The sequence below is a fragment of the Curtobacterium sp. AC273 genome (assembly GCF_979253735.1).
In genome coordinates, this window is the sequence record NZ_CEEDDU010000014.1 from 1 (window position 1) to 20,980 (window position 20,980).

32 protein-coding genes and 8 pseudogenes are annotated in these 20,980 nt (G+C 71.4%); 31 read left to right on the top strand and 9 right to left on the bottom strand.

Annotated elements, in window-relative coordinates:
• From ACZ8AI_RS21005 to ACZ8AI_RS21035, 7 genes and pseudogenes are all read left to right on the top strand, one after another.
• The coding region (locus tag ACZ8AI_RS21005) for a potassium-transporting ATPase subunit C (RefSeq protein WP_464859735.1) at positions 1-413 on the top strand (413 nt) is incomplete at its 5' end.
• 206 nt (positions 414-619) lie between these two features.
• Positions 620-862 carry a hypothetical protein gene (locus ACZ8AI_RS21010; protein WP_464859736.1) on the top strand — a complete coding sequence of 81 codons (243 nt, stop codon included), beginning with the start codon at positions 620-622 and terminating at the stop codon, positions 860-862.
• 145 nt (positions 863-1,007) lie between these two features.
• Positions 1,008-1,202, top strand: a pseudogene (locus tag ACZ8AI_RS21015) (sensor histidine kinase KdpD); the annotation flags it as partial.
• A gap of 658 nt (positions 1,203-1,860) precedes the next feature.
• Positions 1,861-2,040: pseudogene (locus ACZ8AI_RS21020) on the top strand (DUF4118 domain-containing protein); the annotation flags it as partial.
• 443 nt (positions 2,041-2,483) lie between these two features.
• Positions 2,484-2,663, top strand: coding sequence for a hypothetical protein (locus ACZ8AI_RS21025; RefSeq protein WP_464859905.1), 180 nt, complete (start codon positions 2,484-2,486; stop codon positions 2,661-2,663).
• Entirely contained in the window at positions 2,660-3,058 is a 399-nt protein-coding gene (locus ACZ8AI_RS21030; protein WP_464859737.1) for a sensor histidine kinase, read from the top strand. The genes ACZ8AI_RS21025 and ACZ8AI_RS21030 overlap by 4 nt, the downstream gene beginning before the upstream one ends.
• A 74-nt stretch (positions 3,059-3,132) precedes the next feature.
• On the top strand, positions 3,133-3,819 hold the full coding sequence (locus tag ACZ8AI_RS21035) for a winged helix-turn-helix domain-containing protein (protein ID WP_464859738.1): 687 nt from the start codon (positions 3,133-3,135) through the stop codon (positions 3,817-3,819).
• A gap of 7 nt (positions 3,820-3,826) precedes the next feature.
• Here ACZ8AI_RS21035 and ACZ8AI_RS21040 read toward each other — a convergent pair whose 3' ends face one another.
• Together ACZ8AI_RS21040 and ACZ8AI_RS21045 are read right to left on the bottom strand one after the other, a co-directional pair.
• On the bottom strand, positions 3,827-4,159 hold the full coding sequence (locus ACZ8AI_RS21040; RefSeq protein WP_464859739.1) for a helix-turn-helix domain-containing protein: 333 nt from the start codon (positions 4,157-4,159) through the stop codon (positions 3,827-3,829).
• Positions 4,160-4,306: 147 nt separating this feature from the next.
• Positions 4,307-4,543: a hypothetical protein gene (locus tag ACZ8AI_RS21045; RefSeq protein ID WP_464859740.1), complete on the bottom strand. Its 237-nt coding sequence runs from the start codon at positions 4,541-4,543 to the stop codon at positions 4,307-4,309.
• Positions 4,544-4,785: 242 nt separating this feature from the next.
• On the opposite strand from ACZ8AI_RS21045, the pseudogene hxlB reads away from it, so the two are divergent.
• The 6 genes and pseudogenes from hxlB (at position 4,786) to ACZ8AI_RS21075 (ending at position 7,387) form a co-directional block, all read left to right on the top strand.
• Positions 4,786-5,355, top strand: a pseudogene (hxlB, locus tag ACZ8AI_RS21050) (6-phospho-3-hexuloisomerase).
• 31 nt (positions 5,356-5,386) lie between these two features.
• Positions 5,387-5,954: pseudogene (locus ACZ8AI_RS21055) on the top strand (orotidine 5'-phosphate decarboxylase / HUMPS family protein); the annotation flags it as partial.
• A gap of 469 nt (positions 5,955-6,423) precedes the next feature.
• Positions 6,424-6,639, top strand: coding sequence for a GNAT family N-acetyltransferase (locus ACZ8AI_RS21060; RefSeq protein ID WP_464859741.1), 216 nt, complete (start codon positions 6,424-6,426; stop codon positions 6,637-6,639).
• Positions 6,581-6,769 (top strand): hypothetical protein, encoded by a 189-nt coding sequence (locus tag ACZ8AI_RS21065; RefSeq protein ID WP_464859931.1) that lies wholly within the window; start codon positions 6,581-6,583, stop codon positions 6,767-6,769. The genes ACZ8AI_RS21060 and ACZ8AI_RS21065 overlap by 59 nt, the downstream gene beginning before the upstream one ends.
• Positions 6,770-6,904: 135 nt before the next feature.
• Positions 6,905-7,102, top strand: coding sequence for a hypothetical protein (locus ACZ8AI_RS21070; protein WP_464859742.1), 198 nt, complete (start codon positions 6,905-6,907; stop codon positions 7,100-7,102).
• An 81-nt stretch (positions 7,103-7,183) separates the two neighbouring features.
• Positions 7,184-7,387 carry a hypothetical protein gene (locus ACZ8AI_RS21075; RefSeq protein ID WP_464859743.1) on the top strand — a complete coding sequence of 68 codons (204 nt, stop codon included), beginning with the start codon at positions 7,184-7,186 and terminating at the stop codon, positions 7,385-7,387.
• 130 nt (positions 7,388-7,517) lie between these two features.
• On the opposite strand, the gene ACZ8AI_RS21080 is transcribed toward ACZ8AI_RS21075, so the two are convergent.
• From ACZ8AI_RS21080 to ACZ8AI_RS21095, 4 genes and pseudogenes are all read right to left on the bottom strand, one after another.
• Complete coding sequence (locus tag ACZ8AI_RS21080) at positions 7,518-7,832, bottom strand: hypothetical protein (RefSeq protein ID WP_464859744.1); 315 nt, start codon at positions 7,830-7,832, stop codon at positions 7,518-7,520.
• Positions 7,823-8,125 carry a hypothetical protein gene (locus ACZ8AI_RS21085; protein ID WP_464859906.1) on the bottom strand — a complete coding sequence of 101 codons (303 nt, stop codon included), beginning with the start codon at positions 8,123-8,125 and terminating at the stop codon, positions 7,823-7,825. The genes ACZ8AI_RS21080 and ACZ8AI_RS21085 overlap by 10 nt, the downstream gene beginning before the upstream one ends.
• 89 nt (positions 8,126-8,214) lie before the next feature.
• A pseudogene (locus ACZ8AI_RS21090) lies at positions 8,215-8,535 on the bottom strand (hypothetical protein); the annotation flags it as partial.
• 762 nt (positions 8,536-9,297) lie between these two features.
• Positions 9,298-9,588 carry a hypothetical protein gene (locus ACZ8AI_RS21095; protein ID WP_464859745.1) on the bottom strand — a complete coding sequence of 97 codons (291 nt, stop codon included), beginning with the start codon at positions 9,586-9,588 and terminating at the stop codon, positions 9,298-9,300.
• A 159-nt stretch (positions 9,589-9,747) separates the two neighbouring features.
• Between ACZ8AI_RS21095 and ACZ8AI_RS21100 the strand changes: the two genes are divergently transcribed.
• The 10 genes and pseudogenes from ACZ8AI_RS21100 to ACZ8AI_RS21145 form a co-directional block, all read left to right on the top strand.
• Positions 9,748-9,921, top strand: coding sequence for a hypothetical protein (locus ACZ8AI_RS21100; RefSeq protein WP_464859746.1), 174 nt, complete (start codon positions 9,748-9,750; stop codon positions 9,919-9,921).
• A gap of 73 nt (positions 9,922-9,994) precedes the next feature.
• Positions 9,995-10,213, top strand: coding sequence for a hypothetical protein (locus ACZ8AI_RS21105; protein WP_464859747.1), 219 nt, complete (start codon positions 9,995-9,997; stop codon positions 10,211-10,213).
• A gap of 44 nt (positions 10,214-10,257) precedes the next feature.
• A pseudogene (locus ACZ8AI_RS21110) lies at positions 10,258-10,812 on the top strand (glycoside hydrolase family 65 protein); the annotation flags it as partial.
• Between the two features lie 247 nt (positions 10,813-11,059).
• Positions 11,060-11,302, top strand: a complete 243-nt coding sequence (locus ACZ8AI_RS21115; protein ID WP_464859907.1) for a hypothetical protein — start codon at positions 11,060-11,062, stop codon at positions 11,300-11,302.
• Positions 11,233-11,862 (top strand): hypothetical protein, encoded by a 630-nt coding sequence (locus ACZ8AI_RS21120; RefSeq protein ID WP_464859908.1) that lies wholly within the window; start codon positions 11,233-11,235, stop codon positions 11,860-11,862. The genes ACZ8AI_RS21115 and ACZ8AI_RS21120 overlap by 70 nt, the downstream gene beginning before the upstream one ends.
• Complete coding sequence (locus tag ACZ8AI_RS21125; protein WP_464859748.1) at positions 11,859-12,200, top strand: hypothetical protein; 342 nt, start codon at positions 11,859-11,861, stop codon at positions 12,198-12,200. Before ACZ8AI_RS21120 ends, ACZ8AI_RS21125 begins: the two co-directional genes overlap by 4 nt.
• A complete protein-coding gene (locus ACZ8AI_RS21130) occupies positions 12,197-12,379 on the top strand; it encodes a glycosyl hydrolase family 65 domain-containing protein (RefSeq protein WP_464859749.1) in 183 nt (60 codons plus the stop codon). The genes ACZ8AI_RS21125 and ACZ8AI_RS21130 overlap by 4 nt, the downstream gene beginning before the upstream one ends.
• 268 nt (positions 12,380-12,647) lie before the next feature.
• A complete protein-coding gene (locus ACZ8AI_RS21135; RefSeq protein ID WP_464859750.1) occupies positions 12,648-12,926 on the top strand; it encodes an SDR family NAD(P)-dependent oxidoreductase in 279 nt (92 codons plus the stop codon).
• Complete coding sequence (locus tag ACZ8AI_RS21140; protein WP_464859751.1) at positions 12,923-13,060, top strand: hypothetical protein; 138 nt, start codon at positions 12,923-12,925, stop codon at positions 13,058-13,060. Before ACZ8AI_RS21135 ends, ACZ8AI_RS21140 begins: the two co-directional genes overlap by 4 nt.
• 31 nt (positions 13,061-13,091) lie before the next feature.
• Positions 13,092-13,190: pseudogene (locus ACZ8AI_RS21145) on the top strand (hypothetical protein); the annotation flags it as partial.
• 416 nt (positions 13,191-13,606) lie between these two features.
• Here ACZ8AI_RS21145 and ACZ8AI_RS21150 read toward each other — a convergent pair.
• Positions 13,607-13,969: a hypothetical protein gene (locus ACZ8AI_RS21150; RefSeq protein ID WP_464859932.1), complete on the bottom strand. Its 363-nt coding sequence runs from the start codon at positions 13,967-13,969 to the stop codon at positions 13,607-13,609.
• A 111-nt stretch (positions 13,970-14,080) separates the two neighbouring features.
• Entirely contained in the window at positions 14,081-14,509 is a 429-nt protein-coding gene (locus ACZ8AI_RS21155) for a DUF1697 domain-containing protein (RefSeq protein ID WP_464859752.1), read from the bottom strand.
• Between ACZ8AI_RS21155 and ACZ8AI_RS21160 the strand changes: the two genes are divergently transcribed.
• Complete coding sequence (locus ACZ8AI_RS21160; RefSeq protein WP_464859933.1) at positions 14,447-15,265, top strand: hypothetical protein; 819 nt, start codon at positions 14,447-14,449, stop codon at positions 15,263-15,265. The genes ACZ8AI_RS21155 and ACZ8AI_RS21160 overlap by 63 nt on opposite strands.
• Before the next feature lie 105 nt (positions 15,266-15,370).
• Positions 15,371-15,730 carry a hypothetical protein gene (locus ACZ8AI_RS21165; protein ID WP_464859753.1) on the top strand — a complete coding sequence of 120 codons (360 nt, stop codon included), beginning with the start codon at positions 15,371-15,373 and terminating at the stop codon, positions 15,728-15,730.
• A gap of 168 nt (positions 15,731-15,898) precedes the next feature.
• Here ACZ8AI_RS21165 and ACZ8AI_RS21170 read toward each other — a convergent pair.
• Positions 15,899-17,260: pseudogene (locus ACZ8AI_RS21170) on the bottom strand (NCS2 family permease).
• 238 nt (positions 17,261-17,498) lie between these two features.
• Here ACZ8AI_RS21170 and ACZ8AI_RS21175 point away from each other — a divergent pair.
• From ACZ8AI_RS21175 to ACZ8AI_RS21200, 6 genes are all read left to right on the top strand, one after another.
• The gene (locus ACZ8AI_RS21175) at positions 17,499-18,572 is read left to right on the top strand and encodes a hypothetical protein (RefSeq protein ID WP_464859754.1); all 1,074 of its coding nucleotides are present in this window, start codon (positions 17,499-17,501) and stop codon (positions 18,570-18,572) included.
• 183 nt (positions 18,573-18,755) lie between these two features.
• Positions 18,756-19,265, top strand: coding sequence for a GTP cyclohydrolase I (locus tag ACZ8AI_RS21180; protein ID WP_464859755.1), 510 nt, complete (start codon positions 18,756-18,758; stop codon positions 19,263-19,265).
• A 205-nt stretch (positions 19,266-19,470) separates the two neighbouring features.
• Complete coding sequence (locus ACZ8AI_RS21185) at positions 19,471-19,662, top strand: dihydropteroate synthase (protein ID WP_464859909.1); 192 nt, start codon at positions 19,471-19,473, stop codon at positions 19,660-19,662.
• A 172-nt stretch (positions 19,663-19,834) separates the two neighbouring features.
• Complete coding sequence (locus tag ACZ8AI_RS21190) at positions 19,835-20,230, top strand: dihydropteroate synthase (RefSeq protein WP_464859756.1); 396 nt, start codon at positions 19,835-19,837, stop codon at positions 20,228-20,230.
• On the top strand, positions 20,227-20,826 hold the full coding sequence (locus ACZ8AI_RS21195; protein WP_464859757.1) for a dihydrofolate reductase family protein: 600 nt from the start codon (positions 20,227-20,229) through the stop codon (positions 20,824-20,826). The genes ACZ8AI_RS21190 and ACZ8AI_RS21195 overlap by 4 nt, the downstream gene beginning before the upstream one ends.
• On the top strand, positions 20,793-20,945 hold the full coding sequence (locus ACZ8AI_RS21200) for a hypothetical protein (protein WP_464859758.1): 153 nt from the start codon (positions 20,793-20,795) through the stop codon (positions 20,943-20,945). The genes ACZ8AI_RS21195 and ACZ8AI_RS21200 overlap by 34 nt, the downstream gene beginning before the upstream one ends.
• Positions 20,946-20,980 lie beyond the last annotated feature (35 nt).

Consider the following 20,980-nt stretch of genomic DNA (forward strand, 5'->3'; position numbering starts at 1 on the left):
CGAACTCCGATCTGCTGAAGGCGGTCAGAGGAGCGGCGTGCCGCGTGGCGAAGTCGGACGGGGTCGCTCCCTCGGAGGTGCCGGCCGACGCGGTCACGGCCTCGGGCTCCGGCCTCGACCCGGACATCAGCCTGTCGTACGCGCTCCAGCAGGTGTCCCGCGTGGCCGCCGCGCGGGGGGCTGTCCCGACCTGGACGTGCGGGGCGCTCGTGACGGAGCACACCGAGTCGCGGCAGCTCGGGGTCTTCGGGGAGCCCGTGGTGGAACGGTGCTCGAAGCTCAACCTCGCGCTGGCGGGAAGCTGTCCTGACGATGCCGGACCAGCACGGACGCGCGGCGTGCGACCAGGGTCAGCGACGTGGGGACGATGGTGGTCGGCATCGGAACGGCTCCGAGATCGAGGGAAGAGGTGATCTCGGGCAAGCCGGCAGCAACTACAGCGTGGGGAACGAACGTGAGCGGGGTGAAGAACTCTGTCCCGCGCCCACAACGGACGCGGGACGGGACAGTCCCACCCGATTTGAGGAAGCTCGGGCTCGAGCCTTGGTGGAAACGGTTGCGGAAATCCACATCAGTCGATCGGATGCCCGGCAACCCCGAACGCGAGGAGGATGAGCGCGTGAAGTGCGGGAAGCTGCGGTCCTGCTCGGTGCGGCGCCCGGTGTCGAGCAAGACGTTCACGATGCTCGAAGAGGGCCGCCGCCTGCTCGACGAGGGCCCGACGTGGTCGTCGCCGTCGTCGAGACCCACGGCCGCGCGCCGCCACCGCCGCGCTGGTCGACGGGCTCGAGGTCGTTCCTCGCCGCGTCGTCGACCACCGCGGTGTGGGCGCTTCGACGACATGGAGCTCAAGCCTATGTGATCGCCCGGGGCGCCGGACGTCGCACTGGTCGACGAGCTCGCCCACACGAACGCCCCCGACGGCCTGCACGAGAAGCGCTGGCAGGACGCCGAGGCGCTGCTCGCGGCGGGCATCGGACGTCATCTCGACGGTGAACGTGCAGCACATGCAGTCCCTCGGCGACGTCGTCCGCGAGATCACCGGGATCGTCCAGCGCGAGACCGTGCTCGATGCCGTGGTCCGGGCCGCCGACCAGATCGAGGCCGTCGACCTCGCCCCGGCCGCACTCCGCGAGCGGCCGTCGGACGGCTTGGTGTACCCAGCCGCCCGCATCGACGCGGCACTGTCGAACTACTTCTCCCGGCTCGGCAACCTCACCGCCCTGCGCGAGATCGCCCTGCTCTGGCTCGCCGACGAGGTCGACGACGCGCTGAAGGCGTACCGCGCCGAGCACGGCATCGACCACCGCTGGGAGACCCGCGAGCGCGTGCTCGTCGCCCTGACCGGTGGCCCCGAGGGCGAGACGCTCCTCCGTCGCGGCGCGCGCATCGCCGCCCGGAGCGCGGGCGGGAGCCTCCGCCGCGGTGCACGTCACCACCAACGACTCGGACTCCGCGAACGCCACCCCGGCGCCCTCGGCACGCAGCGCGCCCTGCTCGAACAGCTCGGCGGGACCTACCACCAGGTGGTCGGCGACGACGTGCCGACCACGCTCGTGCGGTTCGCGAAGTCGATCGACGTGACCCAGATCGTCATCGGCGTGAGCCGTCGGAGCTGTCTCACCGCCGCGATCACCGGCCCCGGCATCGGCAACACGGTGATCCAGGAATCCGGCGACATCGACGTGCACGTCGTCACGCACGAGCGCGCCGGCGGCGGCTTCGCCCTCTGCGCGAAGCTCGGCGGCAGCCTGTCCTGGGCGCGGATCCTCGCCGCCTTCGTGCTCTCCCTGGTGGGCCGGCCCGCTGCTCACCTGGGCGTTGTCGCTCGGGAACGACCCGGACGCGATCACCGTGGACGTGCTCGCCTACCAGCTGCTCGTCCTCGTCGTGGCGTTGGTCGGCGGGATGTGGCCAGCCGTGTTCGCCGCCGTGCTGTCCGGACTGAGCCTCGACTACTTCTTCGTGCAACCCCTCTACAAGGTCACCGTGCAGCAGCCGTGGCACCTGGTCGCCCTCGTCATGTACGCCATCAGCGCGGTGCTCGTCAGCTTCGTGGTCGACCGGTCCGCACGGCGGTCCCGAGCGGCTCGGCGGGCAGCAGCCGAGTCCGGCCTCCTCGTTGGCATCGCGGGCAGCGTGCTCCGCGGCGACGACGCCCTGCGGCCCTCCTCGACCGCACGCGCGAGGCCTTCCCGGCTTCCGCGGGCGTCCGCATCCGCCAGGGTGACGAGGTACCGGCCGCGTCGGGGACGTTCGTGCGAGACGCCGGACGCGTCCACGCGCCTCCTGTCCGGCGCCGTCCTCGAGTTCGCGGGCGTGCACCTCGACGATCTGACCCAACGACGACTGCTGCGCGTCGTCGAGCAGCAGCTCGACGCCGCCGTCGAGCACAAGGAGCTGACGCGGACCGCCGTCGACGCGGAACGGATCGCCGCGGTGATCGGGTCCGCAGCGCCATCCTCGCGGCCGTCGGCCACGACGTGCGGCGACCGATCGCGGCCGCCCCGGCCGCCGTGCAGACGCTCAGCGCGTCCGACATCGAGCTGTCGCAGGCCGACCGGGAGGCGCTGCTCGCGACCGCCGACGAGAGCCTGCGACAACTGGCGGTGCTGCTGGCCGACCTGCTGGACGTCAGCCGCAGGCGGGGGTACTCGCCGTGACCCCGGTCCTGCTCGCCCTCGAGACGGTGGTCGCACCCGCCCTCGACGAACTCGAGCTCGGCCTCGACGACGTCGACCTCGACCTGCCCGCAGAGCTCCCGCCGGTCCTCGCCGACGCGGTGCTGTTGCAGCGGGTCGTCGTGAACCTGCTCGCCAACGCCGCCCGGTACGCCCCCGAGGGCACCCGCGTCCGGATCGCCGCGAGCGCGTTCGGCGGCGGCGTCGAACTGCGCGTCACCGACCACGGCCCCGGCATCCCCGCGGACCGCCGCGGCGAGGTGTTCCAGCCGTTCCAGCGCCTCGGCGACACCGACAACGACACGGGCCTCGGGCTCGGGTTGGCGCTCGCAACGCGGCTTCACCGAGGGGATGGGCGGCATGATCGAGGTCGATGACACCCCGGGCGGCGGGCCCACCGTGGTGGTGCGCCTGCCGATCGGCCATATCGCCGGAGTGAGGCGCGGAGCGCATGAAGGTCCTCATCGCCGACGACGACGGCCAGCCGGTGCGGGCGCTCGCCGTGACGCTGGCAGCCCGCGGCGTCGACGTGGTCACCGCGCGGGACGGCTGGCTGCGGATCGACTCGGTCATCACCGAACGGCCCGACCTGGTGCTGCTCGACCTCGAGCGCCCTGCTCGACGGCATCGGGGTGTTCGCCGAGGGGGTCCGGGCCTGGCCGCAGGTGCCGGTGCTCGTGCTCGGTCGGACGACTTCACGGACAAGGTCGACGCGCTCGACGCCGGGGCGGACGACTACGTGACGAAGCTGTTCCAGATGGACGAGCTGCTCGCGCGGCTCCGGGCACTCGGGCGGCGGCGCACGCGCGGCGTCGGCGGCCGGGGCGACCCCCACCAAGTCGCGATCGGCTCGCTCGTCGTGGACCTCGTCGCGAAGCAGGTCACCCCCGAGCAGGGACCCGCGATCCGGCTGACCCTGACCGAGTGGCGCCTGCTCGAGGTGCTCGTGACGAACCCGGACCGGCTGATGACCCGCGAGATTCTCTACCGAGGTGTGGGGGCTGACGCACGGCAGCGACTCCGGTACCTGCGGCTCTACATGGCGCAGCTGCGGCGGAAGCTCGAGCCGGACCCGTCGCACCCGCGGTACCTCGTCACCGAGTCCGGCATGGGCTACCGCTTCACCCCCGCCGGCTGACCCTCGATCAGCTCCGGGAGCTGAACGCCGCAAGCTCGGCTCGGGTCCGGGCGCCGTGCTTCCGGAGCAGGTTCGCCACGTGGTACTTCACCGTGTTGACGCTGATGCCGAGTCCCTCGGCGATCTCCCGGTTGCCGACACCGGTCGCCACGAGCCGCAGGACGTCGCGCTCCCGCGGGGTCAGGTCGCCGTCGTCGACCGCGTCCACCTCGGTCGGCCGCGGGTCGAGCGGCAGTGAGATGTCGAGCACGGACCCCCAGCCGGGCGTGCTCGCGACCCGCACCCGCCCGTCCAGCGTGACGACCCGCTCCGCGATCGGCCGCACGGCGTCGTCGTGCACGTCGAGCGTCCGGAGCCGTCGTCGCGGAGCTGCATGAGGAGGTTCCGGCCGTCGCAGTCCCACTCGATGCGCACCCGCTTGGCCGCACCGTCGTCGACCAGGGCGAGCACCGCGGTCCGGACGATCGCCCGGGCCGCGTGGGCGACGTCACCCGGGAGCGCACGGCAGGTGGCCGGCGGCTCGACGAACTGCACGTCGAGGTCCCCGAAGCGCATCGAGCGGCCGCAGGTCGGCGCGCAACCGCGAGAACGCGCCGGTGACGGGTTCGAGCAGGGTGCTCCGCTGCTGATCGGTCACGGTGCGCAGGTCGACGAGGGCGGCCGAGGCGATCTCGACGGCCTGGCCCGGGCGGCCGCGTCGGTGACCCGCGACGACTCGGAGCACGGCGAGGACGGACTCGAGGGTCAGCGCGTGCCGATCCGCCTGCTCGGCGACCGTGCGGGCGTGCTCGGCGGCCGCGAGCCGGATTGGCGGAGCCGCCCCGGGCCTCCAGGGTGTCGATCGATGCGTCCATGGACGCGACCGTACCCGTCCCACCCGAGCGGACGGGCCCACCCCGATGGGATGGGATTCCCTGCCGGGGCGGGTAGCGGCGTGCCGAGGCGCGCGACGGAAGGATCGAGGGCATGGCAGCAACCACCGTCTCCGCAGCGCTCGACCTGGTCGTCCGCGAGGTCGGCGACCTGGCAACGGCCTGCCTCGACGACGCCCCGGCGCAGCGCGCACTCGACCTGATCGAGGGCGCCGACCGGGTGTTCGTGCACGGCGCCGGGCGCTCGGGCTCGCCCTCCGCATGACCGCGATGCGCCTCATGCACCTCGGCCTCGACGCGCACGTCGTCGGCGAGGTCACCACCCCGGCCATCCGACCGGGTGACCTGCTCCTCGTGGCGAGCGGCTCCGGCACGACCACCGGCATCGTGCAGGCCGCACGCACCGCGCACGAGGTCGGTGCCGCCGTCGTGGCGCTCTCGACCACCGACGGCTCCCCGCTCTCCGAGCTGGCGGACGTCACCATCGTGCTGCCCGCCGCGACGAAGACCGACCGCTCCGGCACGGCTTCGGCCCAGTACGCCGGAAGCCTCTTCGAACAGGCCGTCGCCCTGGTGGGCGACGCCGTGTTCCACGCCCTGTGGACCAAGAGGCGGGCAGTCCGCCGACGACCTCTGGCTCCGTCACGCCAACCCCCTCGAATGAAAGGTACACCCATGCAGCTCCAGCGCTCGCCATGGACACCCTGACCACCGAAGCCGCCCTCGAGCTGGCCGCCGCGGCCGCGCTGCCACGTCGACGTCCTCGAGCTCGAGCACGCCCCTGATCAAGAGCGCCGTTGCCTGTCCGCCGTCAATGCGATCAAGGAAGCACACCCCGACAAGATCGTGTTCGCCGACCTCAAGACCATGGACGCCGGTGAGCTCGAGGCCGACATCGCCTTCTCGGCCGGTGCCGACCTGGTCACCGTCCTCGGTGTCGCCGGCGACTCGACGATCATCGGCGCCGTCAAGGCCGCGAAGAAGCACGGCAAGGGCATCGTCGTCGACCTGATCGGCGTCTCCGACAAGGCCGCCCGTGCCCGCGAGGTCGTCGCACTCGGCGCCGAGTTCATCGAGGTCCACGCCGGGCTCGACGAGCAGGCCGAAGAGGGCTTCACCTTCTCGACGCTGCTCGACGCCGGCAAGGACTCGGGCGTCCCGTTCTCGATCGCGGGCGGCGTGAACGCGTCCTCGGTCGCCTCGGTGCAGGAGGCCGGTGCCCGCATCGCCGTCGCCGGCAGCGCGATCTACAGCGCCTCGGACGCCTGGCGCAGCCGATCCGCGCCGCCATCACCGCGTAGTCCTGCTCGCCGAGGAGCAGCACCGTCGGGTCCGCTCCGAGCGCCCGACGTGATCTCTGCTCCTCGACCGCGCGGCAGCGCCAGCGCGCCCGTGCCGGCAGCGCGCGCTCCGCTTCGCCAGCGCCTGCGCCGCCAGCGCCGGGGTACCGTCGGGGCGCACGATCGAGCTGCTCCGGGTGACCGCGGACGACTGGGAAGCCTGGCGCACCGTGCGGCTCCGAGCGCTCGCCGACGCCCCGGACGCCTTCGGCTCGACCCTGGCGGACTGGGCCGAAGCGCCCGAGCACCGCTGGCGGACACGTACTTCCTGCCGGGAGCGCTCGACCTCGTCGTCCGCCTCGATCACGCTCGGTCGCCCCTCACAGCGGTGTCCGATCCCGACGACTCCACACGCGCCGAGCTCATCTCGATGTGTGGGTATCGATCCCGCCGTGCGCGGGCAGGGCGTCGCCCGACTGCTGATCGACGCGATCGCGCACTGGGCCGCTGCGACGGGAGCGACGACCCTCGAGCTGTCCGTGATGCCCGACAACGCCGCCGCCCGTCGAACCTACGAACGGACCGGCTTCGTGGCGGTCGAGGAGCCGGGTGATCGCCTTCCGGACGGTCGGACCGAGGTCGTCATGCGCCGTACGGTGGGCACATGAACCGAGCTCTCCGCTGGACCGCCTGGTCGTCGCCGGCCTGCTGTCGCGTGCCCTGGTCTGGGCGAACATCGTCATGCAGGGCACCCGGAGTGCGGCGGCGAGGTCTGGCGCGACGACCGGGTGTCCGTAGCGACGCGGAGGACTCGGTGGTAGATGACCTCGACCGCGACGCGAACGGCGTGGGCATCGTTCATCCCGGGCGCGAAGGTGGACCCGTACGCCTACATGGCGACCTTCCAAGGTCGTCGCGTCCGGCACGACGGTCGTGATCACCAAGCCGACGCTGCACCTCGCCCTTCGACACGCGCTCGACGTTCGAGGCGCACGCCCCGTCGGTCGCGACGTGGGCGGTCGGCGGGCACCTTCCAGCCCCGCGGGCATCGCCCCGGACGCCGACGGCCTCCTGTTGTTGGGCAGCTACTGCGCAGAACGACATCCGCAGGTCGTACGATCGACGTGCTGAGTGTGTCCGGGTCGCAGGACGGCCTGTCGACCGCGGCGGAAGGTGGACGCGGCACGGCACCTGCTGCCGTCGACTGCGACGATGACCGAGATCGCGGGCGCGAACCACGCCGACTTCGGTGCCTACGGCGACCAGCCGGGAGACCCCGGACGGCCACCACTTCAGCGCGCGCCGATGCCCGTGCGCAGATCGGCGACGCCGTCGAGGAGTGGGTGCGCGGCCTCCGCCGAGTCCCACGGACGGCTGCGTGACGGTCGGGTCGCGCCCTCCAGGCCGCCGGTCTGACTGGAGGCGCTGCTCGCGTCCGGTGCGCCCGCCTGCTTGGAGGCGCTGCTCGCGTCCGGTGCGCCCGCCTGCTTGAGGCGCAGCTCGCGTCCGGTGCGCCCGCCTGCCTGGAGGCGCAGCTCGCGTCCGGTCAGTGGATGACGCCGGCCTCGTGGTCGCGACCCGACCGGCGCCCCGTGAACCGGGCGATGAAGTACAGCACCACGCCCACGGCCAGGAGGATCGCGGCGTAGAGCCACACCTGCCCGCTCTGCTGCGTGAGCAGCAGGATGCAGGAGGCGACCCCGAGGACCGGCACGAAGGTCCAGACGCGGAAGTGGTCGTGGTCGACCCGGTCCTTCCGCAGCACGAGGACGGCGACGTTCGTGCTGATGAACACGAACAGCAGCAGGAGTACCACGGTCTCGGCGAGGACCCCGACGTCCCCGACGAGCGTCAGCAGCATCGCGACGACGGTGGTCGCGACGATCGCCGTCCACGGGGTCTTCCTGTTCGGCAGGACCTTCGCGAGCACGGCGGCAGCAGCCGCTGTTCGGCCATGCCGTACGTGACACGGCTCGCCATGATCATCGTCAGGAGGGCGCCGTTCGCCACCGCGACCAGGGCGATGAGGCTGAACACCCAGTCCGGGATCGGCACGCCGGTCGCCGAGACGACCGCGAGCAGCGGCCCGGACGACTCGGAGAGCTCGAACGAGGGCAGGGCGATGGCGCCCGCCAGGGCGACCAGCACGTACACGACGCCCGCGGCGGCGAGCGCACCGAAGAGCGGCCTCCTGGGTAGACGCGGCGGGGCTCGCGGACCTCCTCGGCGATGTTCGCGGAGGTCTCGAACCCGACGAACGAGTAGTAGCGGTCGATCGCCGCGCTGAGGGTCGCGAGCGCGCCGGGTTCGCCTCGGCGGGGAACGCGCCGATGCGCGAGACGTCGCCCACCGCCGCCGCCGAGCATCACGGCGACGACGACGATCACGACGCCGACGAGGCCGGACACCTCGATGATCGCCACCACCACGTTGCTCCTGAGCGAGTCGGAGATGCCGCGGGCGTTCAGGTACGCGATCAGCGCGAGGAAAGAGCATCGCCGCCGGCACCGGCGGCAGGTCGATGAACGTGCCGAGGTAGTCGCCGGCGAAGGTGAGCCGGCCAGGCCGGCGGCGCTGCGTGACGCCGGCGGCCAGCATGCTGAAGCCGACCAGGAAGGAGACGATGGGCGACTTGTAGGCGCGCTCGGCGAACACCGCGGCGCCGCCGGCCTTCGGGTACTTCGTGACGAGCTCGGCGTATGACCCGGCGGTGAGCAGCGCCAGCAGCAGCGCCAGCACGATGCGGTGCGCCCAGAGCGCGCCGCCGACGTCCTTCGACAGCGTGCCCATCAGGAGCGTAGAGCCGCGCTGGCGCCGCAGGCGCGGGGCAGGGCGATGTAGGGACGTCGCCGAGGATGAACAGGTGCAGGAGCGGGCCGGTGATCGCCTGCTTGAGCTTCGGCCCTCGGTGCGCTGGCCCTCGGCGGCTGCGGTGTCGCTGGTCATGGTGGTGCCTTCCGTCCCGGCCAGGTTGACCGAGCCGGCCTCGGAGTCCTCCTTCAGCAGCTGCGCGGGGACATCCGCCTCCACAGGGAAGCGCTCGGTGAACTCTTTCCACAGCCGGGACGGCAAGCGCCCGAACACTGCTCCTGGAGCGGTCCTAGACTCGTCCGGAAGCGAACGACGAACCCATGCCAGAAGGGCTGCACACATGACGACGCCGGACCGGCGCACCCTCGCGCGACTCGCAGACCAGCGAGCCCTGCCGTTCGACCCTCGACGGGGAGCTCGCCCCCACCGCCGACGTCTGCATGCGGGCGTGGAGTCGACTGTTCACGCGCCGTACCTGGCCGCGCACGGCGTCGCGTGCCGTACACGGAGCAGGACTACTTCGCGTACATCGACGGCAAGCCCCCGGTACGACGGGTCCGCCCCTGCCCGAGTCGCGCGGCATCGACCTGCGCCAGATAGGGCACCCCGGACGACGGCCCCGACGACGACACCGTCTGCGGGCTCGGCAACTGGAAGAACGCCGAGTTCACCGCTGAGCTGACCGAACACGGCGTCGAGCTCCTGCTCCCCGGGTCGCTCCGGTTCCTCGTCGCCGCCATCGACGCCGGGCTCTGCCGTGCGTGGTGGTCTCCAGCTCCGGCGAACGCCACCCAGGTGCTCCGCACCGCAAGCATCCTCGAGTGCTTCCCGGTGATCGTCGACGGTCTCGGTCGCGCGCGAGGACGGCCTCGCCGGCAAGCCCGCTCCCGACACCTACCTCGACGCCGCCAGCCGCTTCGGGCTCACCCCGGCCCAGTGCGTCGTCGTCGAAGACGCCACGAGCGGTGTCGAAGCGGCCGGGCCCGGCGCGTTCGGGCTCGTCATCGGCGTCGACCGCAGGCGCGGGCGCGGACGCACTGCTCGAGCACGGCGCCGACGTCGTCGTGCGCGACCTCGACGAGCTGGTCGACCAGTTGCCCCCGTCGACGGTCGGGGCGCCGACCACGAGCACGACGTAGGCCGCACGACGGAGGCGATCCGCGCCTCCAGGCAGTCCCGCACCCCACTCTCCCTCCTTCCCCACGGAGCAGCATGAACCCCATCAGCCTCGACCCCCTCGACCGCGTCCGGTACCCGGTCGATGAGTGGGCGCTCGTCGAGACCGAGTACTCGCCCGACGAGCAGGGCGTCGCAGAGACGAACTGCGTGGTCGGCAACGGGTACCTGGGCCTGCGCGGCAACCCTCGACGAGGGCCGTGGCGGTGTGCAGTACGGCACGTACGTCAACGGCTTCCACGAGACCCTGGCTGATCCGTCACGCCGAGGACGCCTTCGGGTTCGCCAAGACCGGACAGATGATCAACAACGTGCTCGACGCGAAGGTGATCCGGCTGTACGTCGACGACGAACCGCTCGTCCTGGCCGAGGCGGACATCCTGCGGCACACCCGGCGGCTCGACTTCCGGGGCGGCTACCTGTTCCGCGAGACCGAGTGGTCGACCCCCTCCGGCAAGCGCGTGCTCATCCGCGCCCGCCGACTGGTGTCCTTCACCGACCGGCACCTGGCGGTCATCGACTACGAGGTGACCGTGCTCGACGCGGTCGCCTCGATCCCTGCTGTCCAGCCAGATCCTCAACCGGCAGGACGTGCAGGACGAGTACCACGCCGGAATGCGGGCGGCGGCGAACGCCTTCGACCCGCGCAAGGCCGAGGCCTTCCACGGAGCGGCAAGCCGAGGCCGAAGCTGAAGCGCAGCACGGGCGGGCGCTCCCTGCTCGGCTACCAGGCGGCGAGCCTCCGGCATGACGATCTGGGGCAATGGGGTCGAGCACCACCTCGAGACCGAGAACAGGGCTGGGACGAGTCCTCGTCGATCGAGGACGACCTCGCGAAGCACGTGTACCGGGTGCAGGCGCGGGCCGGGCAGCCCATCCGGCTGGTCAAGCACGTGGTGTACCACACCTCCCGTGGCGTGCCGGCGCGCGAGCTCGCCGACCGCTGCGACCGGACGCTCGACCGCGCGCACGCCGAGAGCGTCGACGAGACCCTCGGCGAAGCAAAGCGCTCCCTGGATGGACGACTACTGGGCTCGGCTCCGAATGTCGAGATCGCCGGACAAGCCGGAGATCCAGCAGGCCGTCCGCTGGAACCTCTTCATGCTCGCGCAGGCCACCGCCCGCACCGACGGGCACGGCATCGCCGCGAAGGGCGTCACCGGCTCCGGGTACGGCGGGTACTACTTCTGGGACATGGAGATCTACGTCCTGCCGTTCCTGTCGTACACGGCGCCGATCGTCGCGCGCGGAACGCCCTGCGGTTCCGCTACAACATGCTCGACGCCGCCCGGGCCCGAGAGCGTGAGCTCAACCAGCACGGCGCCCTGTTCCCATGGCGGATGATCAACGGCGAGGAGTCCAGCGCGTACTACGCCGCCGGCACCGCGCAGTACCACATCGATGCCGACATCGCCCATGCGCTGGATGCAGTACGTCCGGCTCTCGGACGACCGCGAGTTCCTGAAGCGCGGCGCGATCGACATCCTCGTCGAGACCGCCCGGCTGTGGGAGGACCTCGGGTTCTGGTGCTCCACCGGCGACAAGAAGTTCCACATCGACGGCGTCACCGGCCCGGACGAGTACACGACCGTCGTCGACGACAACCTCTACACGAACGTGATGGCCCGGGCGAACCTGTGGTTCGCGGTGAACGCCTGCCGCAGGGTTTAGCTCGCGGCCGACGACTCCGGAGGAGTACGACTGCATGGTGCGGCGGACCGGGCTGGCAGGCGCAGGAGATCCACGACTGTGGAGCACGCTGCCGAGTCGATGGAGATCCTGTTCGACTCGCACCGCGGCATCCACCCCCAGGACGCCCAGTTCCTCGACAAGGAACTCTGGGACCTCGAGAACACCTCCGGAGAGCAAGCGGCCGCTGCTGCTGCACTACCACCTGCTCGTGATCTACCGGTTCCAGGTGCTCAAGCAGGTCGACGTCGTGCTCGCACTGTTCTTGCAGGGGCACGAGTTCACCGCCGCCGAGAAGCGCCGTGACTTCGACTACTACGACGCCCTGACCACGGGCGACTCCACGCTGTCGGCGGTCGTGCAGTCGATCATGGCGGCCGAGGTCGAGGGCTACCACGACCTCGCGCTGCGGTACTTCCAGACGGCGCTGTACGTCGACCTCGCCGACCTGCACGGCAACACCACCGACGGCGTGCACATCGCGTCGACCGGCGGCATCTGGGGCGGCTTCAACAACGGGTTCGGCGGCATGCGGACCACGGCGGTCGGATGACCTTCAACCTGCGCCTGCCGAAGGGCTGGGAACGCCTGACCTACCGCTCGACGGTGCGTGGGTCGCGGATCCGCGTCGACCTCGAGGAAGAGCGGATGACCTTCACGGTCGAGACCGGCTCCGGGCTTCGCCAGCGTGGGTGCACAACCAGCAGTGGGACGTCACGGCCGGTGCGCTGACCGTCGTGCCGCTGCCCCACCACGGACCCCGGATGACCGGTCGCGCCTGATCGACGAGCGGCTGGTCCAGGGCACGCTCCGTGCCGACGGCTCGGGTGGTCACCGCCTCGATCCCGACGATCTCCCTCGACCGCGACCTGGAGCCTGACGAGACGACCGCCCTGACCTGATCGTCCAGCGGGGTGCGGGCACGGTGGTGGGCCGTGCCCGTCGGGGCCGATGGCGTCCTGGACCGATGGTGTTCCTCGGGCACGTTCCGTGCAACGAGGTGAGACACCTGCGGCAACCGGTTCGGCGGGCAAGGTCGCGATCGTCTACAGGAGCCGGGTCCGGCATCGGCGAGGCCACCGCGCGGGCGTTCATCGCCGAGGGCGCCTCGGTCGTGCTGACCGACAGCGTCGAGGAGAAGGTCCGTGGGGTGGGGGATCTCGCCATGCCGACCGACCGCACGGTGGTGCTCCGTGCCCAGCGTCGCGAGCCCCGGCGACTGGGAGACCGTCGTCTTCGACGGCGGTCGACCGCTTCGACCGGGTCGACGTCCTCGTGAACAACGCCGGCACGTTCAGCTCGGGTGACATCACCGACATCAGCACCGACGAGTGGCGTGGGCCGGTGATCGAGACCGACCTGTCCGGGGTCTTCTACGGCACCCGGGCCGCGCTGTTCCTCTTCCTCACGTGAGACGAAGGGCTCCATCGTCAACACCTCGTCGGTGTCCGGCGAGGGACGCGGACTGGCGGATGAGCCCGTACAACGCGGCGAAGGGCGGGTCACCAACTGCACGAAGGCGGCGGCGCTCGACACCAAGCAGTTCGGCGTCCGGGTGAACGCGGTCGCACCGGGGCTCATCTGGACCGACCTCACGCAGGACCAGTGCGGAGGACGAGGAACCTGCAGGCGAAGTTCGCCGAGCGGGCCGCCCTCCCCGAGGCGCGGGGGTCGTTCCCGAGGAGGTGGCCGCGTACGTGCTGTTCCTGGCGAGCGATGCCGCGTCGTTCATCACCGGGGCGATCCTGCCCGTAGACGGCGGCACCACCGCGAGCAACGGGCAGCCGCCGCAAGTCCCTGGAGCAGCGCGACGGCGCCGTCGATCAGCTCGGCGACGAGCTCGACCTGAACCGCTCCGGCGTCCTCGGCGCAGGCGGCGTGGTGGTCGGGGCCGCCGGACGTTCGGGTGCCGGGTCCGCGTACAGGCGACGCCAGCCGTGCTCGCGAGTGCTTCAGCGCCTAGCCGCGCGACGCTCTCGGCCCGGTCGCCGGCATGGAACGCCAGGTGGCTGAGTCCCCGGTCGACGGTCGTCTGGTGCCCTCGATCGGCGCGGCCTCGAGCACGACGTAGGTGCCGCCGAGCCGCCAGCTCCGGCCGTCGTCCCACCGCTGGAAGGGAACGTGGCCGCGCTCCTCGAGGAGCCATCCCCACGACGACCGGCAACGTCGAGGTCGGCCGTCCGGAGCTCGACGTGGTGGAGGGCGCCGCGGGTCACAGGAGCTTCGGAGGGTGTTCGCGTTCCGGGTCGTCGTCGTCCGCTTGAACCGTGCGGCACCGGCCCGCTTCGCGAACACGGTGTCCGTGCTGAGCCCCTCGGGCACGACCAGTAGACGACCCCGGCGCCGCGGGCGACCCGGTCGACCGAGTCGTCGACCACCAGGTCGTCGAGGAGGTCGTCGAGCGCCTGGTCGTCGGAGCCGAAGAGGACGTAGTCATGGCGGTCCTCGGCGGAGGCGAACGCGGAAGCCGTCGAGGATCGCGGCGAGAGCGTCGTGCGGGAGGAGCACGATCCACGCGTCGTAGCCGAACCGGTCGCGGAGCGCCGACTCGATCGTCGACTTGAGCTCGGGCAGCGCGCCGTCCGCCGTGAACACGACGTTGCCCGAGGCGAGGACTCGTCCGGATGTCGGCGTACCCGGCGTCGCGGAAGAGCGCCGCCAGCTCCGCGCTCCGGATCGTGATCCCGTTGACGTTGACTCGCGCAGCAGCGCGACCCACCTGGCCAGTGCCGGAACCTGCATCGCGCCCGGCCGACTACTCCTCTTGTGTTCAGAACACGTTCTGAATAGCCTGGCTCCATGTCGCTCCTCGCTCCCGCCCGATCCCGTCGGTCGGTCCAGTCGTCCGACCTCTCGCGCCATGCGAAGGACGTCTTCGCCGCGGCAGAGGAAGAGCCGCTCGAGGTCACGCGCCGCGACGGCAAGCCGCTGGTCTTGACGACGAAGGAGCGTTCGGACGACGACGAGGCCGTGCTGGAGATCGCCGCACAGCTCATCGCGGCCGTCACCGTGAACGAGCAGCTCCCGCTGCACGACCGGCTCGCAATCCCCTACCCGTGGCTCAAGCTCCTGAGCAGAGAGGACCACAGCGGTTCGCGAAGGAGATCGTCGACGTCGCCCGAGGGCTCGTTCTTCGCTCAGGCAGCCGCGCGTCTGCTCCTCGAGATGCAGGCATGGCGCAACTCGGCCGAGGCGATCGCTGCTGGATGGACCGACCGAGCCGGACATGCTCGACGACCAGATCCCCGTCGAGAAGCCCTGACCGGCGGGCCGGTGGCGCGGACGTTGCGCGGCAATGGTGCGTACCACCGAGTACACCGATCGCTGTTCTGGATGGCATTGAACAGGGCTGGCGCGATCTTTGTCGCGACACAGCGGAACGCGGTCGCCGAAGCGTGGGAGCCGGCCGACGATCGACCCCCACGAGCGAGGACCTGGCGCTACGCGCTCCGCGGCGAGCTCGGGACGGTCACGCAGCACTCCGGCCGCGAATGGGCGCTACGGCAGTACCGAGCTGAAGCGCGGCGCCCGGGTCTGGTTCACGGTCGACGAGGACACCCGCACCGTGCACCTCCCTCGCCGTGCACACGCACGTTCCACCTGAACGCGACGAAGTGACCCGCGCCTCGGCGCCACCTGCAGCCCGCATCCGGTAGACGGGTCCCATGATCGAACGACGACGCCCAGGGCCACGACGAGCAGGGACTGGACGACCAGCACCAGGTGCCCGAGGAGTACGCGTCCGAGGCCACCGTCGAGGCCCTCGGCACGCCGTTCGCCGCCGTCGAGGTCATCGAGCACGCCCGCGGTCTGCTCTACGGGTTCCACCGGCTCACCGGCACGGCCGACCTGAACCTCGGCGAAGCCGTCGAGCAGCTGCGGAAGGCAGGGCACACCGAGCTGGCGGACTGGATCGACACCGAGCTCGTCGGGCGGCAACGTGATCGCCGGGCGGTGGACGTTCCAGGTCGTCGAGGACTACGCCACCGACGCGGTACCTACGCGCTGGCGAAGGAGCTCGAGCGGATCGCGCGCGACGAACTCGTACAGGGCCGTCGGCACCTTCTTCGAAGCGGAGCATGAAGGAGGACCGGCGCACGCCGGGGCGTTCGCCACCACGAAGCGCCGCCCGCCGACCTGCCGAGCTGATTCCGCCTGCAACGTCGGCGGCTCGCTGCCAGCGACATAGCGCTGCGGGCAACCGCCGACGCCTTGCGTTTTGCGAAAGAGGCCCGTCTCTGAGAAGGGGGCTCAGCCGATGCCGGAGAAGGCGCGAAGCTCCAGGGGTCCACGCGCGAAGTACAGCAGGAAGCCCGCGGCGACGACGTAGAGCAGCCACGACACCTGACGCCCGCGGCCGGACAGCAGCTTGGCCGAGCACCCAGCTGATGAAGCCCGCGCCGATGCCGTTCGCGATCGAGTAGGTCAGCGGCATGATCACGATCGTCAGGAACGCCGGCAGTGCGGCGCCGAAGTCGGTCCAGTCGATGTCCTTCACCTGCGCGACCATGAGCGCACCGACGACGACGAGGCCGGTAGCGGCGACCCCGAGCGGGACGACCTGCGCCAGCGGCGTGAGGAACATCGATGCCAGGAACAGCAGGCCCGTGACCACCGAGGCCATGCCGGTGCGGGTCGTGGTCGATGCCGGCGGCCGAGTCGGTGAAGACGGTGTTCGACGACACCGAGGCGCCACCACCGGCGATCGCACCGGCGCCCTCGACGACGAGCGCCGACTTCAGCCGCGGGAAGGTGCCGTCGGGGTGCGCGACCCCGGCGGCCTTCGCCAGCCCGGTCATCGTGCCCATGGCGTCGAAGAAGTTCGTGGTGATGACGAGCGTGAACACGAGCATCGACGCGGCGATCGGGCCGATGCGGGTGAACGCGCCGAAGATGTCGGCGTGCCCGACGAGCGACAGGTCGGGGACGGCGAACAGCGCACTCGGCAGGCCGGGGGCGTTGAGGTTCCAGCCGGTGGAGGAGTCGACCGAGGTGGGCACCTTGAAGATCGCCTGCAGGATGATCGCGATGACCGTGGTCGCGACGATGCCGATGAGTAGGGTGCCCTTGACCTTCCGGGCCATCAGCGTGCCGATGATCATGAGCCCGATCAGGAACACGATCGCCGGCAGCGCGGCCACGGAGCTGTCCTCGCCGAGTTGCAGCGGCGGCGACGCGTTCTTCGTAGGTGCGGACAAACCCGGAGTCGACGAGCCCGATGAACGCGATGAACAGACCGATCCCGACCGTGATCGCGGCCTTGAGCTGCGCCGGCACCGCGGTGAAGATCATCGTCCGGATGCCCGTGCGGTGAGTGCGAGGATCACGATGACCACGCCGTTGATGACGACGAGCCCCATCGCCTCGGCCCCACGTGACCTGGTGGACGGATGCTCACGGCGAGGAACGAGTTGATCCCGAGCCCCGCGGCGATGCCGAACGGCAGGTTCGCGATGAGCCCCATCGCGATCGTCATGAGTCCGGCGACGACGGCGCTTGGCCGCGGCGGCGACCTGGGCGTTCAGGCAGCCAGCCGCCGAGGACGTCCTGCGGCGCCTGGTCCTGGCTGAACCCGCCGAGGATGAGCGGAATGAGGATGACGATGTACGCCATGGTCAGCGAAGCGAGGACGAGATCGGGCGCGGACCTCAGAAGGGGATCGGTCGATCCACGGTGTGCTGATCGAGGGAGAAGTTGATCGAGGACGGACGCGAAGCGGTTCCGGGTGGTGGAGGCTGGTCTCGCGGGGTGCTCACCGAGGAAGCGTAGAGGACACGGAGCGCCCAGGCCCATCCGTGCCGCCCCGTCCAGGTTCACGTCCAGAACATCACATATCGTCGCTGCATGCACGATGCTGACTCCCCTTCACCGTCCCTGCCTCCGCCCCGACGCCGCGCCCTCCTGCAGACAGCCGCGGCGACCCTGGCTCTGGCGGATCCTCGCGCTACCGGCGGCGCGCCGCCCGCCGCAGCGGCGACCACGCAGGTCTCCGACCGCCCGCCCCGGACGGCCCCTGCGGTTCGGGGTCACCGGGCACCACCCCTGGGTCGACGGGTTCTCGTACCTGGCGGCCGACGTCGTGCACCAGCTCCAGCTCGCGAAGGTGCTCGGATGCGACTCCTACCGGGTGGACTGGTTCGTGCTCGCGAGCCTGTGCGCGTCGTCCCACTGGGACTGGCGGTGGTACGACACGGTCGTCGACACCGCGGAGCAGCTCGACCTCGAACTGCTCCGCGTGCGCTCGCTCCGAAGGTGGGTGGCGACGGTCCTACGAGTCGCTGGTCGACAACACCATTCCGGTGGTCGCTGGTACGCCGGACGGACTTGCCCCAGGTGGGGGAACGAGCTCGACAACATCGCGATCGCACCCGGGGTCGACGGCTCCCGGATGGAACACTTCGACACGGCGGACTACCTCGTCGCCTCGCAACGCGCAGTCGGCGCTCCGGACGGCGTCCGGCTCGGCGACCCGGCAGCCCGCACCATCGCGAACGTGGCGTGGAAGCACACGGGCTTCCTGGAACGACTCCACCAGGACGGGGTGGTCTGGGACGTCAACTCGATCAACTGGTACGTGCAACCGGAGCAGAACGACCTGACCGGCGACGACCAGTTGCTCGCCGTGCTCCGGCCGGCTGCGGACGCTTCCCAGGAGCAGGTGCTCATCACGGAGCTCAACCTGCAGGGCGGCGCGGGTTCGGACCGCGGCCTGCTCGGTGCAGTCGAGGCGATCTTCGAGGAGGTCCTCGCCTTCCGCGACCGCGCACCCAGCGCCCTGACCCACGTGTTCCTCACCGTGCTGCTCACGCACGCTCCCGTCGGCGAGGACGTCTACGGGCTGGTGCCCGTCGACCGCGCCACCGGCCTGTGGGGCGCACAGAAGCCCGCGGCCACCACCTTCGCCCGGCACGCGACGGCGAGCTGACGGGACGGACCGCACGGGAGGCGCCGTCTCCCCCGGGGACGTGCCGCTGGGCAGGCGCTCGCGTTCTCCGGCCACGGCTGGTGTTGGATGAGCAGGTGACGTCACGCATGGACCGCGCCCGCGTCGAGGCCGCCGTGCGCGAACTCCTCCCGCATCGGCGAGGACCCGGACCGACCCGAACTGGTGCGCACCCTCCCGGTCGCCGACGCGTACGCCGAGTTCCTCGCCGGCATCGGCATCGACGCCGTCGCGATCGCCCGCGACGGTACCGTGCACGCCGAGGACGGCGACCGCGGGCAGCTCGTCATCGTGCGGGACGTCCGGTTCCGTTCGGTCTGCGAGCACCACCTCCTGCCGTTCACCGTCGCGCACATGGCGTACGCCCCGGGCGACCGGCTCATCGGCCTCGGCACGCTCTCGCGGGTGCTCGACGCGGTGGCGTCCCGCCCGCAGCAGTTGCAGGAGCGGCTCGGGAGCAGGTCGCGGCGACGATCGCCGAGGGCCTCGGTGCTGTCGGTGTCCTCGTGGTGCTCGACGCGCAGCACCAGTGCGTCACGACCGGGCGAGCGGCAGTCGGCGTCGACGACCGTGACCGTCGCGGCGACCGGCACCCTCGCGGGAGACGGCCGGCCGTGCCGAGGCGATCGCACTGATCGGCGGCGGCACCGGCACCGGCAGTGGAGCCGGCCATGAGGCGGGCGCATGACGCACCGGACGGGGCGGTCCCGCGCCTCCAGGCTCCGGTCCCCGGCTGGGTGGTACCGGACCTGCGCGACCTTGTCCGACTCATCGGGCGGCGGACGTTCGACCTCGACCACCGCATCGCCGTGATGGCCATCGTGAACCGCACACCCCGGACTCGTTCCACGACCGCGGCGCGACCGCCCTGGACCGCGGCATCGTCGCCGTCCGCGCCGCCGACCAGGGCGCCGACTGGGTCGACATCGGCGGGGTGAAGTTCGCTCCCGGACTGGAGCTGCCCGCCGCCGACGAGATCGACCGTGTCGTCCCGGTGGTCCGGCAGCTCGCGCAGGAGTCCGACGTCACGATCAGCGTCGACACCTTCCGCCTGGAGGTCGCGGCGGCCTGATCGAGGCCGGCGCCAGCGTCGTGAACGACACCACGGGCCTGTCCGATCCGCGGATGGCGGCGGTCGTCGCGATCTGCGACGCGACCGTCGTCATCACGCACTCACTCGGCCAGCGCAACCGCGCCGACCCCTGGCCACCCCGCCGCGGTACGCCGACGTCGCCGGCGAGGTCGTGGCCTTCCTGCGGGAACGGGTCGACCGGGCGCTCGCCGCCGGGATCCCGGACGCGCGGATCATCGTCGACCCCGGGCACGACCTTCTTCGCCTGGGCCTGGGCAAGGGGGTGAACACCGTGCAGACCCTCGAACTGACGCGGCGACTGCCCGAGGTCGTGGCGCTCGGGTACCCGGTGCTCGCGGCGGTCTCGAACAAGGACTTCGTGGGGGAGTCGCTCGGCCGGCCGCGGGGCGAACGGCTGGCCGGCTCGCTCGCGGTGGCCACGGTCAGCGCGATGCTCGGCGCCCGGATCGTGCGGATGCACGACGTCGCCGAGAGCGTCGACGCGATGCGGATGGTGGAGGCGACGCTCGGGTGGCGCGCCCCGGTGGAAGCGAGGCACAACACGTGAACGTCCTGCCCCTGCGGTCGCGGAGCTTCTCCGACGACGACCTGCTCGCGCTGTACGCGGCGGACGTCCCGTCGGGCGCGTGGCTCCGCGTGAACTTCGTCACCACGCTGGACGGTTCGGCGTCGGCCGCCGGCACCACGGGCCCGCTCGGCGGCCCCGACGACCTGCGCGTGTTCGACCTGCTGCGCCGGGTGGCCGACGTGGTGCTCGTCGCGGCCGGCACCGTCCGCGACGAGGGCTACGGGCCGATGGTGCTGCACGACGCCGACGTGGCGTGGCGTCGCGCCCACGGGAAGCCCGACCACCCGGTGTTCGCGCTCGTCTCCGGGTCGCTGTCACTCGACCCGGACGTCGCGGGTGTTCACCGAGGCGCCGGTGCGACCGATCGTGCTGACCTCCGCCACGGCGGCGGCCTCCCCGCGGGGCGAGGCGCTGACCGCGGTCGCGGACGTCGTGCCCTGCGGCGACGACACGGTCGACCCGGTGCTGCTCCGGACGCGCTGGTCTCCGGGGGCTCACGTCGATCCACTGCGAGGGCGGCCCGTCGTTCTTCGGCGCCCTGGTGGCAGCGGACCTGGTCGACGAGCTCACCCTGACGATCGACCCGACGCTCGAGGGCGGCGCCGGACCGCGCATCACCCGCGGCTCCTCGCCCGAGCTGCTGTCGGATGCGGCCCGCGCAACGCGCAGCGCGGCGCGGGCGACGTGCTCCTGACCCGGTACATCCGCGCACGCTAGGGTCGCCTGCGT

Coding starts and splice junctions, on each gene's coding strand:
- ACZ8AI_RS21035 (WP_464859738.1), top strand. CDS start 3,133: ATGAAGGTCCTCATCGCCGACGACGACGGCCAGCCGGTGCGGGCGCTC.
- ACZ8AI_RS21075 (WP_464859743.1), top strand. CDS start 7,184: ATGACCGAGATCGCGGGCGCGAACCACGCCGACTTCGGTGCCTACGGC.
- ACZ8AI_RS21080 (WP_464859744.1), bottom strand. CDS start 7,832: ATGCTGCTGACGCTCGTCGGGGACGTCGGGGTCCTCGCCGAGACCGTG.
- ACZ8AI_RS21105 (WP_464859747.1), top strand. CDS start 9,995: ATGAACCCCATCAGCCTCGACCCCCTCGACCGCGTCCGGTACCCGGTC.
- ACZ8AI_RS21115 (WP_464859907.1), top strand. CDS start 11,060: ATGCTCGCGCAGGCCACCGCCCGCACCGACGGGCACGGCATCGCCGCG.
- ACZ8AI_RS21120 (WP_464859908.1), top strand. CDS start 11,233: ATGCTCGACGCCGCCCGGGCCCGAGAGCGTGAGCTCAACCAGCACGGC.
- ACZ8AI_RS21130 (WP_464859749.1), top strand. CDS start 12,197: ATGACCTTCAACCTGCGCCTGCCGAAGGGCTGGGAACGCCTGACCTAC.
- ACZ8AI_RS21160 (WP_464859933.1), top strand. CDS start 14,447: ATGTCGCTCCTCGCTCCCGCCCGATCCCGTCGGTCGGTCCAGTCGTCC.
- ACZ8AI_RS21155 (WP_464859752.1), bottom strand. CDS start 14,509: ATGGCGCGAGAGGTCGGACGACTGGACCGACCGACGGGATCGGGCGGG.
- ACZ8AI_RS21175 (WP_464859754.1), top strand. CDS start 17,499: ATGCTGACTCCCCTTCACCGTCCCTGCCTCCGCCCCGACGCCGCGCCC.